The organism is Streptomyces torulosus, assembly GCF_001419765.1.
Taxonomy (GTDB): Bacteria; Actinomycetota; Actinomycetes; order Streptomycetales; family Streptomycetaceae; genus Streptomyces; species Streptomyces torulosus.
This window is the reverse complement of sequence record NZ_LIRK01000036.1, coordinates 1-14509: the sequence shown is the minus strand read 5'-3', so window position 1 is coordinate 14509 and position 14509 is coordinate 1. Positions and strand designations below refer to the sequence as shown.

The window sequence follows — 14509 nt, the reverse complement described above, 5'->3', positions numbered from 1 at the left end:
ATACCGCTAGCTTTCGAATTCCCATGGAATTCGAATACCGGGAGAATCTATGGCGGGATGTCAACGACGCGGGCTGGTCGTCGGGTGCGGCGGCACTGTCGGCTTCGCATGGGCGGTTGCGGCGCTTGCCGCGATCGAGGAGCAGCTCGGCTGGGATGCCCGCACGGCAGAGGTGCTGGTGGGGACGTCGGCCGGGGCGGAGGTCGTGTCCGCGCTCGGGTCCGGCCGGTCGGTCTCCGACCTGCTTGCGGCATTGCAGGGCCGGTCCGACGCGGACCCCCTGCTCCTGCGGCACGTCGGCATGCACCCGGGCGCCCTGCCACCGGTTCCGTGGCCGGGACTGCCGGGCGCCGGGCTCACGGCGGCGGCAGCCCGGGGCCGTGTCCCGCTCGGCTCGGGGCTGCTCGGCCTCCTGCCACGCGGCCGTGGGGACGCGGGGTGGCTGCGGGACTTCGGCGCCGCGCTGGCGGACGGCCACACGTGGCTCGACTCGTCACGTACGTGGCTGGTGGCGACCGAGACGCGCTCCGGCCGACGGGTCGCGTTCGGTTCGCCCGATGCCCCGGTCACCGACATCGGCAGCGCGCTGGCCGCGTCGTGGGCGATCCCGGGCTGGTTCCCTGCCGTGCGGATCGGCGGGCGCGCCTACCTCGATGGCGGGGTGGTGTCGCCGACGTCGGCCGACCTCGTTGCCCCGCTCGGCCTGGACGAGGTGGTGATCGTCGCCCCGATGGCGACGTCCGGGGGCGCGCCCGCCACCGGACTGAGCCGCCTCGAACGCGTCGTCAGGCGCTGGATGACCCGGACCCTCGACGCGGAGGAACACCTGCTTCGGACAGCGGGGAGCCGCGTCGTGCGGGTCGAGCCCGGCGCCGAGGAACTGGCCGTTATGGGCTTCAACTTCATGGACGTCACCCGCCGCCCGGCCACCCTCGACGTCTCCCTGCGTACCGCGCCCGACCGCGTCAAGCGAGCCCTAGACAGGAGCACCACGGCATGAGCGCCCATTTCGAGGTCATCGTCATCGGCGCCGGCATCTCCGGGGTCGGCGCGGGGGTCCGCTTGCGCGAGGCCGGGATCCGGGACTTTCTGATCATCGAGGCCGCCGACGGCTTCGGCGGTACGTGGCGGGCCAACACCTATCCGGGCTGCCAGTGCGATGTGCCGTCCCGGCTCTACAGCTACTCGTTCGCGCCGAACCCGGACTGGACGAGGGTGTACGCGCATCAGCCGGAGATCCTCGCTTACGTGACAGGGGTCGCCGACCGGCACCGGCTGCGCGCGCACACGCGGTTCGGCGTGCGTATGACCGAGGCGCGCTGGCAGCCTGACGCGGCACGGTGGCGGATCAGCACCACTGCCGGCGAATTCACCGCCCGGTTCCTGATCGCCGGTGCCGGGCCGTGGAACGAGCCTCTCATCCCCGATGTCCCGGGCCTTGCGGAGTTTCCCGGCGAGGTGTTCCACTCCGCGCGCTGGAACCACGACTACGACCTGCGCGGCAAGCGGGTCGCGGTGCTCGGCACCGGGGCATCGGCCGTGCAGTTCGTCCCGGCCATCGCCCCGCAGGTCGACCGGCTCCACCTGTTCCAGCGCACTGCCCAGTGGGTGCTGCCCAAGCCGGACCATCGCATACCGAAGGCCGAACGGTGGGTGATGCGGCACGTGCCCGGCGCCCGGGCCGCGGTGGCCGCGGTGGAGTACCGGGCCATGGAGATGCTGGGCCACGGATTTCGCAGGCCCTCGCTGCTGCGCGGCGTTCAGGCCGTGGCACGCGCACACCTGCGCGCCACCGTGCGGGGCCGTGAACTGCGCCGCAAGCTGACCCCCGACTACACCATCGGATGCAAGCGCATCCTGTTCTCCAACCACTACTACCCGGCCCTGACCCGCCCGAATGTGGACGTGCACGCCTGCGCCGTCCGCACGGTCGACGGCGCCACCGTGCTCGGCGCCGACGGCAGCAGCGCCGAAGTCGACGCGATCATCCTCGGTACGGGCTTTCACATCCTCGACATGCCCCTGTCGAACCTCATCCACGACGGCGCCGGACGTTCCCTCGCCGACCACTGGCAGGGCTCCCCCGAGGCGTACCTCGGCACCGTCACCACCGGGTTCCCCAACGCGTTTCTCCTCCTCGGTCCCGGCCTGGGCACCGGACACAGCTCCGCGTTCACCATCCTCGAAGCCCAGCTCGATCTCGCCTTCGGCGCGATCCGCTCAGCCCGCGCCGAGGGGTGGGCGTCGCTCGAGGTGCGCCGCGACGTGCAGAGCGCCTACAACACCGAACTGCAGGCCGCCCTCGCGGGCACCGTCTACAACACCGGCGGATGCCGGAGCTACTACCTCGACGCCAACGGCCGCAACAGCTTCAGCTGGCCCTGGTCCACAGGCCGGCTCCGCACACAGGTGGCACGCTTCGACACCCGAGACTTCACCGTCATCCACCCCACCGACCAGCAGGAAATCAGCGCATAAGATTCCCCGCCATCGACAAGCGCGGCGCCGACATCACGGGCCACCGGCGCCGCACGCGGCATCGGACTCGCCACCGCGAGGGCGTACGCCCCCAGGGTGCCCACGTCATGTTCGGCGGCCTCGACGGCGACCTGTCCCGCAGGCCGCCTACAGCAGAGACGATCTCGTGATCTCGCCCCAGCCAGACCACGAACGCGAACCCTCCGTGATCATGGCGGTGTTCGCCCAGGCAGACGGTCCGCTACTGGCACGGGGCGTGTGCAAGGCGATGGACCTGGACCCGGCTCCGAACAACATCAACAACGTCCGTTTGAAGCTCAAGCGCCTGGCCGAGCGCAACCCTGCGGGCCTGACCGAGGTCGCCCGCCACCAACTGTCCCTGCCCGGACGGCCGGTGATCGACCTTTCCCACTACCCCGGCCATCCGCAGGACATGGACGGCGGCCCGCGCCAGCCCCGGTCGAAGCCGGCCAACGAAGCGGAGAAGGCATTTCGAACTCGGCCCCGGCGCGAAGTCCTGGCTGATCGAGGCCGCCGCAGCCGGCACCGCCCGGATGCGGGTGAAGATGGCGTCCGCCGTCGAACTCGCCGCTCTGGTCGGCGTCGGCGAGGTCGACATCGCCCTCGGACTCGCGGCGACCGCCGGACGCTTCGCCGAGGACGACCTGATGTCGATCGTCCAGCACCGCCGCCACGGCTCCCGCCCCGCCGACCTGGTCGTCGCCGACGAAGCCCACTCCGTCCAGCCGGGCACCTCGGCCTGGGCCGACTTCGGCCGCAAGCCCGCCTGATCTCCCTCTCCCGGGCCGGCCGCTTCGCGGCCCGGGAGAGGCGCAACCGAACAACACTGCAAGGAAAGGACCTTGACGATGACCGCACCGTGATGGACCCCGCCGAGGTTGTGCCCGCTCCCGCCCCGACGCCACTCCCGCCGCCGCCCGTCGCACCGCCCATCCCGCCCGAGCTGGAGACCGTCCTGTGGCGGATGCGGTTTCCGTACCTGCGCAAGGCCGCCCCCGAGGTCCTCGCCACCGCGCGCTCCCAACGCTGGCACCCGGCCGAGGTCGTGCGGATTCTCCTGGAAGCGGAGATCAGGGGCCGGGACGAGGCCACCCGCCGCAACCACAGCCGCCTCGCCCAGCTGCCCTCGGGCAAGACCTTCGACTCCTGGCGGGAGCCCGACTCCTCGATCCCGGCGCCGACCCAGCACGCGCTGATGACACTGGAGTGGGTCTCCCGGGCGGAGAATCTCGCTGTCGCCGGGCCCTCGGGGACGGGGAAGAGCCACCTCGCGGAGGCCCTGGCGAACAAGGCGATCGACCAGGGCAGGTCGCCTGGTTCACCCTCGAATCGCTCACCGCCCACCTCGGGCGGGCGACCGTCGACAACACGGTCTCCAAGGCTGTCGCGAAGATCACCCGCTGTGACCTCATCGTCGTCGACGACATCGGCATGCTGCCCAGCGGGCAGGCCGCCGCGGAGGCGTTCTACCGCGTGATCGATGCCGTCTACGAGCGCCGGTCCGTGATCGTGACCTCGAACCTCCATCCCTCAGGATTCGATTCGATCATGCCGAAAACGCTGGCCACCGCCGCCGTCGACCGGCTCCTGCACCATGCGCACATCGTCCTGACGGAAGGCTCCTCGCTGCGGCTGACCCAGGCCACCAGCGGTCAGGGCGTCGTCCCGCTGAACCAGCCGGGCTGACCCAGGCCCTGCCTCAGACGGGCTCCCTGGAAGCGGGCCGAGGTGCTTGATGACGCGCTCACGCAACAGGAGGTACTCCTCCCAGCGGTGCGGCAGAGGCCCCGGCGGGCGCTCGACGACACGGGCAGCAGTGATGGTCTGTCCGCGCTGGAACTGCTCGCGTGTCAGGTCGAGTTCAATGCCGCTGGGCAGCCGGTTCCACCAGTGGAAGCCGTGCTGGGTCCCGTCAAGGTGCACCTCACCAACTATGAGATCACCGCCGAAGACGTCGTTGACGACCAAGGCCGTGATGTCACAGTGCCCCCAGGCTGGGTTGCCGGGCTGCCAGTCGGCCTGGTCATCGGGCGAACAGGTGTCGGCGGCCCAACTGGCACGCAGGGCTCTGTCGAGATCGAGCAGGTTCCAAGGGATCATGCCGCCAGCATCGCAGCCACCACCGACATCGCAGAGGGCACCGGAGCCGCGAGCCCCACATGACCGAACTCGCACGAGCCGCCGAACAAGCGACAAATAGTCATACCGGGCAGGGAGATCAACTGTCCGTCAGCAAGGACTTGAGTTGTCCGCTCACCCGGATGTCCCACTGTCCGTGGACACGCCTGTGACTCGCGGCGCGTGATGGGTGGACGTTGGGGGAGCCAAAAGCGAGGGTGGTTGGACCGTTCTGCCCCCTGTGTCGGCTCGGTCGGACGCTTGCCGCCACTTTGAGGGCGCCTGGCATGGTGATGGATCCTGCCGACGAGTTCATGCGGAGCGGGTCAGCAGCTCGGCATGTCCTCCCAGGGAGTGGCGACGATCAACACATCAGGAGGCGGTCCGGGCCGCGTTCCGTGAGCCGATGATGACCTGTTGGCCCGCACCGGCGAGCCGGTGGGCGAGGCCGCGCCCCTGTGGGCCGGTTCCGGCGAGGATGCCGACGACAAGGCCCGACACATCGGGGAGGCGATGGGGATCGTCTCGAGTGGCGTCATCGGGAGTGAAGGGGCGGGCACCGACGGCTTCGTCGAGAGTGGTCATGCCGCGAGGTGCGGGATATCGGTCGGCGCCGTCAGGCGGTCAGGGACTCCACGCGGCGCATCACCTCGCGGCAGAACGCGCCCACTCCGTCCGGGTCGTCGGTGAACTGCGAGGGCTTGACGCAGAAGGTGGTGAAGCCCTGGGTCATCTGCTCGGGGATGGGTTCAAGGGCCTGTGCGAGGTCGGCGCAGGAGTTGTCGTCGGGGAACACGGCGCGCGTGCTGCCGATCATCTCCAGGTCGGAGATGTCGCGGCCCGCGGCGGCCATCGCGGTCTTCAGCGTCTGCAAGTCCTCGGGCTTCACCGTGCCCAGCGGATTGAAGGCGTGGCCGTACCGGACGATCCTGCGGACCATCGCGTCGTGCATGCCCGCACCGCCGAAGCACAGTCGGGGGCCGTCCGGGCGGTGTGCCTTGGGTTCGAAGTAGACGTCCTGGAAGGTGTAGTACTCGCTCTGGTGAGACACGGGAGAGGGGCCCCACAACTTCGCCCAGATCGCCAGGTGTTCGTCGAGGAGCTTGCCACGCCGGGAGAACGGGACGCCGAGTGCCGCGTACTCGTCGCGGCTCCAGCTGACGTTGGGCAGCACGATCAGCCGGCCTTCGGAGAGAAGGTCGAGGGTGCCGAGCTCGCGGGCCAGGAGCAGGGGATGCCGCAGGGGAGCGATGACCGCCGACGCGGCGAGACGCAGGCGATCGGTGACAGCGGCGATCGCGCTGAGCAGCATGAGCGAGTTGGGCCATGGGGTGTGGGGGTCCTGGTTGCCGGGCAGGGCGTAGTCGCGGGGGTTGCCCATCACGCCGCCTGCCCCGGCGTCGGGGCCGAGCACGATGTGTTCGCTGATCATGACGGAGTCGAATCCGGCGTCCTCGGCCTCGCGGGCCCAGCGGATCACGGTCGGCAGATCCGCGCGGCCTCCGGTCATGGTCCAGTTCTCGCTCAGGACGAGCTGCATGCGGGGGGTGGTCATCGTGGCTATCCTCGGGCCGAGTGTGTTTGAGGGCAGACGTGAGGGGCGGCCGCTGGTTCGAATCGGGGCGCCCCGGCGGCCGCAGCCGTCCGGACGGCTGCGGCAGGCGGTCGCGGTCAGGCGAGGGTGACCTCGACCGGCAGCTTCTTGATGCCGTTGACGAAGTTGGAGCGCACGCGCGGGACTTCGCCCGTCAGACGGATGTCCGCGATCCTCGGGATGAGCTCCTCGAACATGATGCGGATCTCGGTGCGGGCGAGCAGGTTGCCCAGGCACAGGTGGGGGCTGCCCTTGCCGAAGGTGACGTGGTCGTTGTCGGCGCGGGTGACGTCGAAGTCGTACGGGTTGACGAAGGCCGCCTCGTCGCGGTTGCCGGAGGCGTACCACATCACGACCTTGTCGCCCTCCCGGATCCGCTTGCCGCCGAGTTCGACGTCCCGGGTCGCGGTGCGGCGGAAGTGGTAGACGGGGGAGGCCCAGCGCAGGAACTCCTCCACCGCGACGGGGATCAGGGACGGGTCGTTCTGGAGGCGGGCCAGCTGCTCCGGGTGCTGGAGGAGGGCCAGCATGGAGTGGGTGATGGTGTGGCGGGTGGTCTCGTTGCCGGCCACGACGAGGAGCAGGAAGTAGTTGTCGAAGTCCTGCGGCGAGAGGGGCACACCGTCCTTCGGGGTCGTGTTCACCAGCCTGGACACCAGGTCCGTGCCGTCGCCGCCGCGGCGCTGCCGGGCCAGCTCACGGCCGTACTCGAAGACCTCCAGCGAGGCGGGCGAGCGGAAGGGCAGGTGCCGGTACTGCTCGCTCTCCTCGCTGTCCAGCAGGACATCGGCGTAGTCGGGGTCGGTGTTGCCGATGATGCGGTTGCCCCAGTCGATGAGCTGCTGGTTGTCCTCCGGCGGAACGTCGAGGAGGCGGGCGAGGACGTTGATGGGGAAGTCGGCGGAGACCTCCTTGACGAAGTCGAAGGTCCCCTTGGCGAGGGCCGCGTCCAGCGTGGTGGCGGTCAGGCCGCGCAGGAAGTCGGTGTAGCTGTTGATGACGCTCGCGCCGAACTGGCGCTGGAGCAGGCTGCGCATGGCGCGGTGGCGGACGCCATCCAGTTCCAGGATGGAGGCACGCGTCTTGATCTGGTCCTCGTCGACCTCTTCGAGGTTCACGAACTTCATCGAGGTGAAGGTCTCGGCGTCGCGGTCGACGCGGGCGATGTCGGCGTGCCGGGTCACCGCCCAGAAGCCGGAGTTGGGGGCGTCCTCGGGCTGCCAGTGCACCGGGTCCTCGTGGCGCAGGGTGTGGAACATGCGCCACGGGGTGATCCCGTCGGTGAAGTTGTCCAGGTCGGCGAGGTTGACGTCCACCAGCGGCATCGGTTCGTTCACGGCGGCGGTCGGGGTCTCGGTCGTCATCGCATGGCTCCCAGTCGTCACAGGTGGTAGGCGTACTCGGTGAACTCCCAGTCGGTGACGTGCCGGTGGAAGCGTTCGGTCTCGTTGCGCTTGTAGGAGAGGAACGAGGCGGTGAAGTCCTTGCCGAGGACGTCGGTCAGTTCCGTGTCCGCCTCCAGGGCGTCCAGCGCGGCCGGCAGGCTCATGGGCAGCACCGACGCCCTGGCGGTGTCGTAGCCGTACCCCTCCAGCGGGGCGGGGGGCTCCTCGCCGGCCAGTACCCCGAGCAGCGCGGCGGCGATCGTGCCCGCGATCAGCAGGTAAGGGTTGGCGCTGGCGTCACCGAGGCGCAGTTCGAACCGGGCGCCGGAGCCGCGCTCGGGCGGGATGCGGACCATGGCGCTGCGGTTGTCCAGGCCCCAGTCGATGAGCCAGGGGGCGAGGGTGTCCGGGCCGAACCGCTTGTAGGAGTTCACGGTCGGGTTGGCCAGTGCGGCCAGGGCCGGGGCGTGGGCGAGGATGCCGGCGACGGCGTGGCGGGCGGTGGCGGACAGCCCGTACGGCCCGGCGGGATCGTCGAAGACGTTGCCGCCCTCGTCGTTGTCGCAGGACAGGTGGAGGTGGAAACCGGAGCCTCCGGCGTCGTTGAACGGCTTGGCCATGAAGGTGGCGAGCTTTCCCTCCTTCCGGGCCAGCTCCTTGATCGCGGACTTGAAGAAGAAGGCGCGGTCCGCGGCGGACAGGGCCTCGGAGTGGGTGAGGTTGATCTCGAACTGGCCGCCGTCGAACTCGTGGTTTCCGCTGGTCGCCCCGATGTTCATGTCCCGCAGCAGGCGCAACGTGCGCAGCAGGTGGTTGTCGCCGTCGGCGCGCAGACCGGCTGTGTAGACGACTCCGGCGGCGCCCGAGTAGCGCTTCCAGCCGCTCGGGGAGGCAGGGTCCTCGTCGCAGAGGAAGTATTCGAGTTCGGGGCCGACCACCGGACGCAGGCCGTGTTCGGCGCACCGGTCGAGGACGGTGCGCAGCAGATCGCGGGGTGACTCTGGCGCGGTCATGCCGGTGGCCGGGTCGGTGACGTCGGCGAGGCAGGCGGCGACCCCGGGTTCCCAGGGGAGGGGGACCAGGCTGGCCAGGTCGGGGCGCACGGTGATGTCGGGCAGACCGGCGTCCAGACCTCCGGAGACGGGGACCACGTCGCCCTGGGGGCTGGTGTGGTAGACGGCCCGGCAGAAGGCCAGGCCGTGGTCGCAGGCCGACGGCAGGTGGTCCAGCAGGATGTCGCGTGCGCGGTCGGTGCCGATGAGGTCGGGATAGGTCACGCGCACCACGTCGATGCCCTCGGCGGCGAGCCGCTGCATGTGCTGACGGAGGCTGGGGGTTGGGGCTGCGCTCACCGATGTCTCCTCGGGCGCTTGGGGTGTGGATGACGAGGGGAGTCAGAGGCCGGTGCGGGTGGAGGCACACGGGCAACTTGTTTGATGCCAAACGGTATGGGGGGTGCGGGCACCCCGCAAGAGGGGGCTGGAAAAAAATTATCCGCATGGATAGGTATTGACCAGGGGTGGGTGGCTTCCTATGTTGTTTGAAGCCAAATGAGTAAGGGTTCGGTCAGTCATGCCGGGCCCTTGGCCGGGGCCCGGCATGACAGCGGCCGGGCCCCTCTTCTCGCCCTCGCCCCCGCCCCGACGCCCTCACATTCAGGAGGACCGGCCATGAAGGTCGTCGTCGACATGAACAAGTGCCAGGACCACGGCCAGTGCGTCTTCGCCGCACCCGATGTCTTCTCCATGGACGACAGCGGCCACCTGGCCTATGTGTCCGACCCCGACGACGCGCTGCGTGACGAGGTCGAGGAAGCCGCCGACGTGTGTCCGCTCCAGGCCATCCGCGTCGAGGACTGATGATGAACGCACGCATTGTCGTGGCCGGCGCCTCCATGGCCGGCCTGCGCGCAGCCGAGCAGCTGCGGGCCGCCGGCTGGACCGGAGCAATCACGCTCGTCGGTGACGAGCCGCACATGCCCTACAACCGGCCGCCCCTGTCGAAGGAGGTCCTGGCCGGCAAGGCCCCCTTCGAGTCCCTCGCCTTCCGGCCCCGCGCGAGCGTGGCCGACGCGGAGTGGCGACTGGGCACCCGGGTCGTCGCCGCCCGGTTCGCGGAGAACATCGTCGAGTTCGACGACGGCGAGGCGCTCTCGTACGACGGTCTGGTCGTCGCCACCGGAATGAGGCCCCGGCGCCTGCGCTGCCCCGGCCCGCTCGCCGGCCGGCACACGGTCCGCACCATCGATGACGCGCAGGGCCTGCGGCAGGCCCTCACCAGGCCCGGAGCCCGCGTGGTCGTCGTCGGAGGCGGCTTCATCGGCTGCGAGGTCGCCGCCACCGCCCTCGCTCTGGGCGCCCGTGAGGTGACCGTCGTCGACCCGCTGCCGCTGCCCATGGTCGGCCCCCTCGGCGAGCTCCTCGCCAGGGCCCTGCTGAAGCGTCACGAGGAACGCGGCGTGCGCTTCGCCCTCGGCACGGGCGTGACCGGCTTCACCGGCGACGACCACGTCACCGGTGTCGCCCTCGCCGACGGCACCGTCCTGCCCGCCGACGTGGTGGTCGAGTCGGTCGGCTCGCTCGCCAACACCGAGTGGCTGGACGGCAACGGCCTCGATCTGAGCGACGGCGTGCTCACCGACGAGCACCTGCGCGTCGGCGGCCGGCCCGACGTGGTGGCCGTCGGTGACGTCGCCCGCTTCCCCAACGCCCGCTACGACGGCGTACCGCGCCGTGTGGAGCACTGGTGCATCCCCACGGACACCGCCAAGCACGCGGCGAAGACCCTCGTCGCCCAGCTGACCGGCACCGGCCACGACCTGTCCCCGTTCGCGCCGCTGCCCACCTTCTGGAGCGACCAGCACGACTTCCGCCTGCAGTCCTTCGGGGCACCGGTACTCGGCAAGGAAGACGTGCGCGTACTCGAAGGCGACCTCGACGGTGACGTCGTCGTCGGCTACCACGCCGCCGGCCGGCTGACCGGTGTCGTCGCCCTCGGCGGCCAGGCCGCGGCGGCCGCCGCCTCCCGCTACCGCGCCGAACTGCTCAAGCAGCCCGCCCTCACCGCCTAAGGACCTTGCTGATCATGACCACCGTCCGTGGATTCTTCTTCCCCAAGACGGCGAGCGGAGCCTCGTCGCTGATCCCCTCACCGCCCTGGCGCTACTCCGGGGACCTGCTCACCGTCGAGTACCGCACCGACCCGGCACGCGTGCGTGAGCTGCTTCCCGAGTCACTGGAACTCGCCGACGAGGACCCCGGCGCGGTGGCGCTGATCTGGGCCGACTGGCAGTCCTGCTCGGCATCCGGCGAGGAACTGCTCGATCCCGTGCTCTCCCAGTACAAGGAGGCCTTCGCGGTCGTCCGCTGCAAGTACCGGGGACAGACCTACTCGCGATGCGCCTACATCTGGGTCGACAAGGACTTCGCCATCGCCCGCGGCCTGCACCAGGGCTACCCGAAGAAGCTCGGCTCGATCCACCAGACCCGCCCGCACCCGTACGGTCCCGCTCCGCGCATCGAGGCGGGGGCCCGTTTCGGCGCCACGCTCGCCGCCGCCGACCGGCGCCTGGCCCATACCGTGGTCACCCTGCGCGAGCCGTCGGAGACGAACGGCTTCGTCAACGCCCACCCGATGGCCCACCACCGGTGGCTGCCCTCCATCGAGAAGGGCAAGGGCCTGGCCCTGGACGAGCTGATCGAGTCGGGCGCCGCGTCCTTCGAGGCGGGACAGGCCTGGCGCGGCGACGCCGAGCTGGAACTGTTCGAGGCACCCACCGAAGAGCTGGCCCGCCTGGAGATCCGCGAGCCGATCGCCGCCTACTACCGCCAGGTCGGCGTCGTCTGGGACGGCGGCCGACTGCTGGAATCCGGCACCTCCGGCGCCGAGTAGACCCCCACCACCTCGCGAGACCGGAGGAACAGAGCATGAGCGAACACACCATCACCGTGGCCGGAGTCGCCGTCGACACCCGGCACTGGATCGGCGGCGAACGCGTCGCCTCGACACAGACGTTCCCGGACGTCTCGCCCATCGACGGCAGCACGATCGGCGAGATCTCCCGGGGCACGGCCATGGAGGCAGCCGCCGCCGTGGCCGCCGCCAAGGCCGCGTTCCCCGCCTGGGCCGCCACCTCCCGCGCGCAGCGCGCCCGCATCCTGCACGCGATCGCCGACGGGGTCGAGAAGCGGATCGAAGAGCTCGCCATTGTCGAGACCACCGACAACGGCGCCCTGCTGCGCTCCCACCGTCGCGGAGTGATGCCACGCGTGGCGCACAACTTCCGCTTCTTCGCGGACTGGCTGCTCCAGCTGGACCACGAGGACTTCGACACCCGCGGCCACACCAACCACGTCAGCTGGGACCCGGCCGGCCCCTGCGTTCTGATCACCCCGTGGAACGCCCCGCTCATGCTGGCCACCTGGAAGGTCGCCCCCGCCCTCGCCGCCGGGAACACGGTCGTCCTCAAGCCCGCCGAGTGGTCACCGCTGACCGCCTCCCTGCTGGCCGACATCGCCGCCGAGGCCGGGCTCCCGGCAGGTGTCCTCAACCTCGTCCAGGGCTACGGCTCCGAGATCGGCGACGCGCTGACCTCGCATCCGGACGTGCGCCGCATCAGCTTCACCGGCTCGGTGCCCACGGCCAAGCGGATCGCCGCGTCGGCCGCCGCCCACCTCACGCCGCTCAGCCTCGAACTCGGCGGCAAGTCCCCGCTGCTGGTGTTCGCCGACGCGGACCTGGACCTCGCCGTCGACCTGGCGGTGGAGCAGTACGACAACGCCGGCCAGGTGTGCCTGGCGGGCACCCGGCTGCTGGTCGAGGAGTCGGTCGCGGAGGAGTTCACGCGCCGGTTCGTCGAGAAGGCGAGCGGGCTGAAGCAGGGTGATCCGCGCGACGAGGCCACCGACATCGGGCCCAACATCCACCCCCGCCAGCTGGAGAAGATCGACGGGTTCGTGCGGCGGGCGCTCGCCGCCGGGGCCCGTGCGGTGATCGGCGGCCACCGGGGGGACGGTCAGTACTACGCGCCGACCCTGCTCACCGACGTCGCCCAGGACTCGGAGATCGTGCAGGAGGAGGTCTTCGGCCCGGTCCTGACGCTGCAGACCTTCACGGACGAGGAGACGGCGGTTCGGCTCGCCAACGGCACCCGGTTCGGGCTGGCCGCCACCGTGTTCACCGGCGACCCGGAGCGCGCCGAGCGGGTCACCGCGCGGCTGGTGGCGGGCACGGTGTGGGTGAACTGCTTCTTCGTCCGCGACCTCCAGGCCCCCTTCGGCGGCTCACGCCTCTCCGGCGTCGGCCGCGAGGGCGGCACCTGGAGCTTCGACTTCTACTGCGACGTCAAGAACACCGTGACCGCTCCGAAGGGATGGAAGGACCATGGGTGAGATCGTCGGGGCGGGCCTGCTCGCCCACGTCCCCACCATCGTGCTGCCCGAGGAGACCCGGCTGGAGCTCAACGGGGGCAAGGAGATCACTCTCGTCACCGGCCTGCACCAGCTCCGCGAGGACGTCTTCGCGCGCGACGACTACGACACCGTCGTCGTCCTGGACTCCCACTGGGCCACCACCGTCGAGTTCGTCGTCACCGCCCAGCACCGCCGCGCCGGCCTGTTCACCTCCGAGGAGCTGCCGCGCGGGATGTGCCGGATGCCGTACGACTTCCCCGGCGACCCGGAGCTCGCCGGCAACATCGAGAAGTTCGCGGACAAGCACGGCACCTGGATCACCGCGATCGACGACGAGTACCTGCCGATCTACTACGCCACCATCAACCTGTGGAAGTTCCTCGGCGAGGGCCTGCCCGACAAGCGGTGGGTGACCATCGGCGTCTGCCAGACCGGCGACATGGAGGACCACCTGCGGCTCGGCCGCGCCCTGGCGGACGGTATCGCCGCCACCCCGGGGCGGCGCGTGCTGCTGATCGCCTCCGGAGCCCTGTCGCACACCTTCTGGCCGCTGCGCGAGCTGCGCGACCACGAGGCCAGCGACCCGGTGCACATCTTCACGCCCGAGGCCCGCGCGGCGGACTTCGAGCGGATCGCCTGGTTCAAGGAGGGCCGTCACGACAAGGTCCTCGACACGATGAACGAGTTCTGGAAGTACAAGCCGGAGGCGAAGTTCTTCCACTACCTGATGATGGCCGGCGCCCTCGGCGAGCGCGCCTGCGTCGCCAGGGCCCGTCAGTACGGCGAGTACGAGAACTCGATCGGCACCGGCCAGGTGCACCTCTGGTTCGACCGCCCGGAGGGCGGCTGGACCGGCAGCCCGACCACGACCCCCCAGGAGCCCGCCCATGCCTGAGTACCGCCGCATCCTCCTCGACGGCGCCGCCGTCCAGGTCACCGTCGACGGTGACGAACTGGTAGCCGGGGACGGCCGCCGCGTCAAGATCGAGGGGGCGCAGCACCTGCCTCCGGTGGTCCCCTCGAAGGTGGTCGCCGTCCACCTCAACCACCGCAGCCGGGTCGACGAGTTCGGGATCGAGCTGCCGGCCACTCCCACGTACTTCCACAAGCCGACCTCGGCGCTCAACTCCCACCAAGGCGCGATCGTCCGTCCCGAGGGCTGCAAGTGGCTCAACTACGAGGGCGAGGTCGCCATCGTCATCGGGAAGACCGCGCGGAACATCTCCCAGGCCGAAGCGGGCGAGTACATCGCCGGCTACACCATCGCCAACGACTACGGGCTGCACGACTTCCGCGACACCGACGCCGGCTCCATGCTCCGGGTCAAGGGCTCCGACACCCTCTGCCCCCTCGGCCCCGGCCTGGTCACCGACTGGGACTTCCGCGGCAAGAGCCTGCGCACCTACGTCAACGGCAAGGTCGTCCAGGACGGTACGACCGACGAGATGCAGTGGGACATGCACTACCTCGTCGCCGACATCGCCCGCACCATCACCCTCTAC

The 14509-nt window shown here is 70.2% G+C and carries 12 protein-coding genes and 3 pseudogenes; 10 read left to right on the top strand and 5 right to left on the bottom strand.

The window, feature by feature from the left end:
* Window positions 1-49: 49 nt before the first annotated feature.
* The 4 genes and pseudogenes from AOK23_RS03525 (at window position 50) to istB (ending at window position 4185) form a co-directional block, all read left to right on the top strand.
* On the top strand, window positions 50-1000 hold the full coding sequence (locus AOK23_RS03525) for a patatin-like phospholipase family protein (RefSeq protein ID WP_055711279.1): 951 nt from the start codon (window positions 50-52) through the stop codon (window positions 998-1000).
* Entirely contained in the window at window positions 997-2478 is a 1482-nt protein-coding gene (locus AOK23_RS03520) for a flavin-containing monooxygenase (RefSeq protein ID WP_055711278.1), read from the top strand. The genes AOK23_RS03525 and AOK23_RS03520 overlap by 4 nt, the downstream gene beginning before the upstream one ends.
* 566 nt (window positions 2479-3044) lie before the next feature.
* Window positions 3045-3269 (top strand): hypothetical protein, encoded by a 225-nt coding sequence (locus AOK23_RS49335; protein ID WP_240496234.1) that lies wholly within the window; start codon window positions 3045-3047, stop codon window positions 3267-3269.
* A gap of 92 nt (window positions 3270-3361) precedes the next feature.
* Window positions 3362-4185, top strand: a pseudogene (istB, locus tag AOK23_RS03510) (IS21-like element helper ATPase IstB).
* 27 nt (window positions 4186-4212) lie between these two features.
* Here the strand turns inward: istB and AOK23_RS49330 are convergent.
* The 5 genes and pseudogenes from AOK23_RS49330 to AOK23_RS03490 all read right to left on the bottom strand — a co-directional run.
* Window positions 4213-4599 (bottom strand): annotated as a pseudogene (locus tag AOK23_RS49330) (YunG family protein); the annotation flags it as partial.
* A 396-nt stretch (window positions 4600-4995) separates the two neighbouring features.
* Window positions 4996-5202, bottom strand: a pseudogene (locus tag AOK23_RS44410) (NAD(P)-binding domain-containing protein); the annotation flags it as partial.
* Between the two features lie 31 nt (window positions 5203-5233).
* Entirely contained in the window at window positions 5234-6172 is a 939-nt protein-coding gene (locus AOK23_RS03500) for a TIGR03619 family F420-dependent LLM class oxidoreductase (protein ID WP_055711275.1), read from the bottom strand.
* A 116-nt stretch (window positions 6173-6288) separates the two neighbouring features.
* Window positions 6289-7575 (bottom strand): cytochrome P450, encoded by a 1287-nt coding sequence (locus AOK23_RS03495; protein ID WP_055711274.1) that lies wholly within the window; start codon window positions 7573-7575, stop codon window positions 6289-6291.
* 17 nt (window positions 7576-7592) lie between these two features.
* Window positions 7593-8912, bottom strand: a complete 1320-nt coding sequence (locus AOK23_RS03490; RefSeq protein WP_420823685.1) for a glutamine synthetase family protein — start codon at window positions 8910-8912, stop codon at window positions 7593-7595.
* 354 nt (window positions 8913-9266) lie between these two features.
* On the opposite strand from AOK23_RS03490, the gene AOK23_RS03485 reads away from it, so the two are divergent.
* The 6 genes from AOK23_RS03485 to AOK23_RS03460 form a co-directional block, all read left to right on the top strand.
* Window positions 9267-9455 (top strand): ferredoxin, encoded by a 189-nt coding sequence (locus AOK23_RS03485; RefSeq protein WP_055711272.1) that lies wholly within the window; start codon window positions 9267-9269, stop codon window positions 9453-9455.
* A gap of 2 nt (window positions 9456-9457) precedes the next feature.
* Window positions 9458-10666: an NAD(P)/FAD-dependent oxidoreductase gene (locus AOK23_RS03480; protein WP_055711271.1), complete on the top strand. Its 1209-nt coding sequence runs from the start codon at window positions 9458-9460 to the stop codon at window positions 10664-10666.
* 14 nt (window positions 10667-10680) lie between these two features.
* Window positions 10681-11487: an acetoacetate decarboxylase family protein gene (locus tag AOK23_RS03475; protein WP_055711270.1), complete on the top strand. Its 807-nt coding sequence runs from the start codon at window positions 10681-10683 to the stop codon at window positions 11485-11487.
* Window positions 11488-11522: 35 nt separating this feature from the next.
* The gene (locus tag AOK23_RS03470) at window positions 11523-12986 is read left to right on the top strand and encodes an aldehyde dehydrogenase (RefSeq protein ID WP_055711269.1); all 1464 of its coding nucleotides are present in this window, start codon (window positions 11523-11525) and stop codon (window positions 12984-12986) included.
* Window positions 12979-13902: a 3,4-dihydroxyphenylacetate 2,3-dioxygenase gene (locus tag AOK23_RS03465; RefSeq protein WP_055711268.1), complete on the top strand. Its 924-nt coding sequence runs from the start codon at window positions 12979-12981 to the stop codon at window positions 13900-13902. The genes AOK23_RS03470 and AOK23_RS03465 overlap by 8 nt, the downstream gene beginning before the upstream one ends.
* Window positions 13895-14509, top strand: a 615-nt coding sequence (locus AOK23_RS03460; protein ID WP_055711267.1) for a fumarylacetoacetate hydrolase family protein, incomplete at its 3' end; no start/stop codon positions are given. The genes AOK23_RS03465 and AOK23_RS03460, both read left to right, overlap by 8 nt.

Bases quoted from the DNA above. Each gene is read 5' to 3' on its own strand.
- AOK23_RS03525 (WP_055711279.1), top strand. From the start codon at position 50: ATGGCGGGATGTCAACGACGCGGGCTGGTCGTCGGGTGCGGCGGCACT.
- AOK23_RS03520 (WP_055711278.1), top strand. From the start codon at position 997: ATGAGCGCCCATTTCGAGGTCATCGTCATCGGCGCCGGCATCTCCGGG.
- AOK23_RS49335 (WP_240496234.1), top strand. From the start codon at position 3,045: ATGGCGTCCGCCGTCGAACTCGCCGCTCTGGTCGGCGTCGGCGAGGTC.
- AOK23_RS03500 (WP_055711275.1), bottom strand. From the start codon at position 6,172: ATGACCACCCCCCGCATGCAGCTCGTCCTGAGCGAGAACTGGACCATG.
- AOK23_RS03495 (WP_055711274.1), bottom strand. From the start codon at position 7,575: ATGACGACCGAGACCCCGACCGCCGCCGTGAACGAACCGATGCCGCTG.
- AOK23_RS03490 (WP_420823685.1), bottom strand. From the start codon at position 8,912: ATGCAGCGGCTCGCCGCCGAGGGCATCGACGTGGTGCGCGTGACCTAT.
- AOK23_RS03485 (WP_055711272.1), top strand. From the start codon at position 9,267: ATGAAGGTCGTCGTCGACATGAACAAGTGCCAGGACCACGGCCAGTGC.
- AOK23_RS03480 (WP_055711271.1), top strand. From the start codon at position 9,458: ATGAACGCACGCATTGTCGTGGCCGGCGCCTCCATGGCCGGCCTGCGC.
- AOK23_RS03475 (WP_055711270.1), top strand. From the start codon at position 10,681: ATGACCACCGTCCGTGGATTCTTCTTCCCCAAGACGGCGAGCGGAGCC.
- AOK23_RS03470 (WP_055711269.1), top strand. From the start codon at position 11,523: ATGAGCGAACACACCATCACCGTGGCCGGAGTCGCCGTCGACACCCGG.
- AOK23_RS03465 (WP_055711268.1), top strand. From the start codon at position 12,979: ATGGGTGAGATCGTCGGGGCGGGCCTGCTCGCCCACGTCCCCACCATC.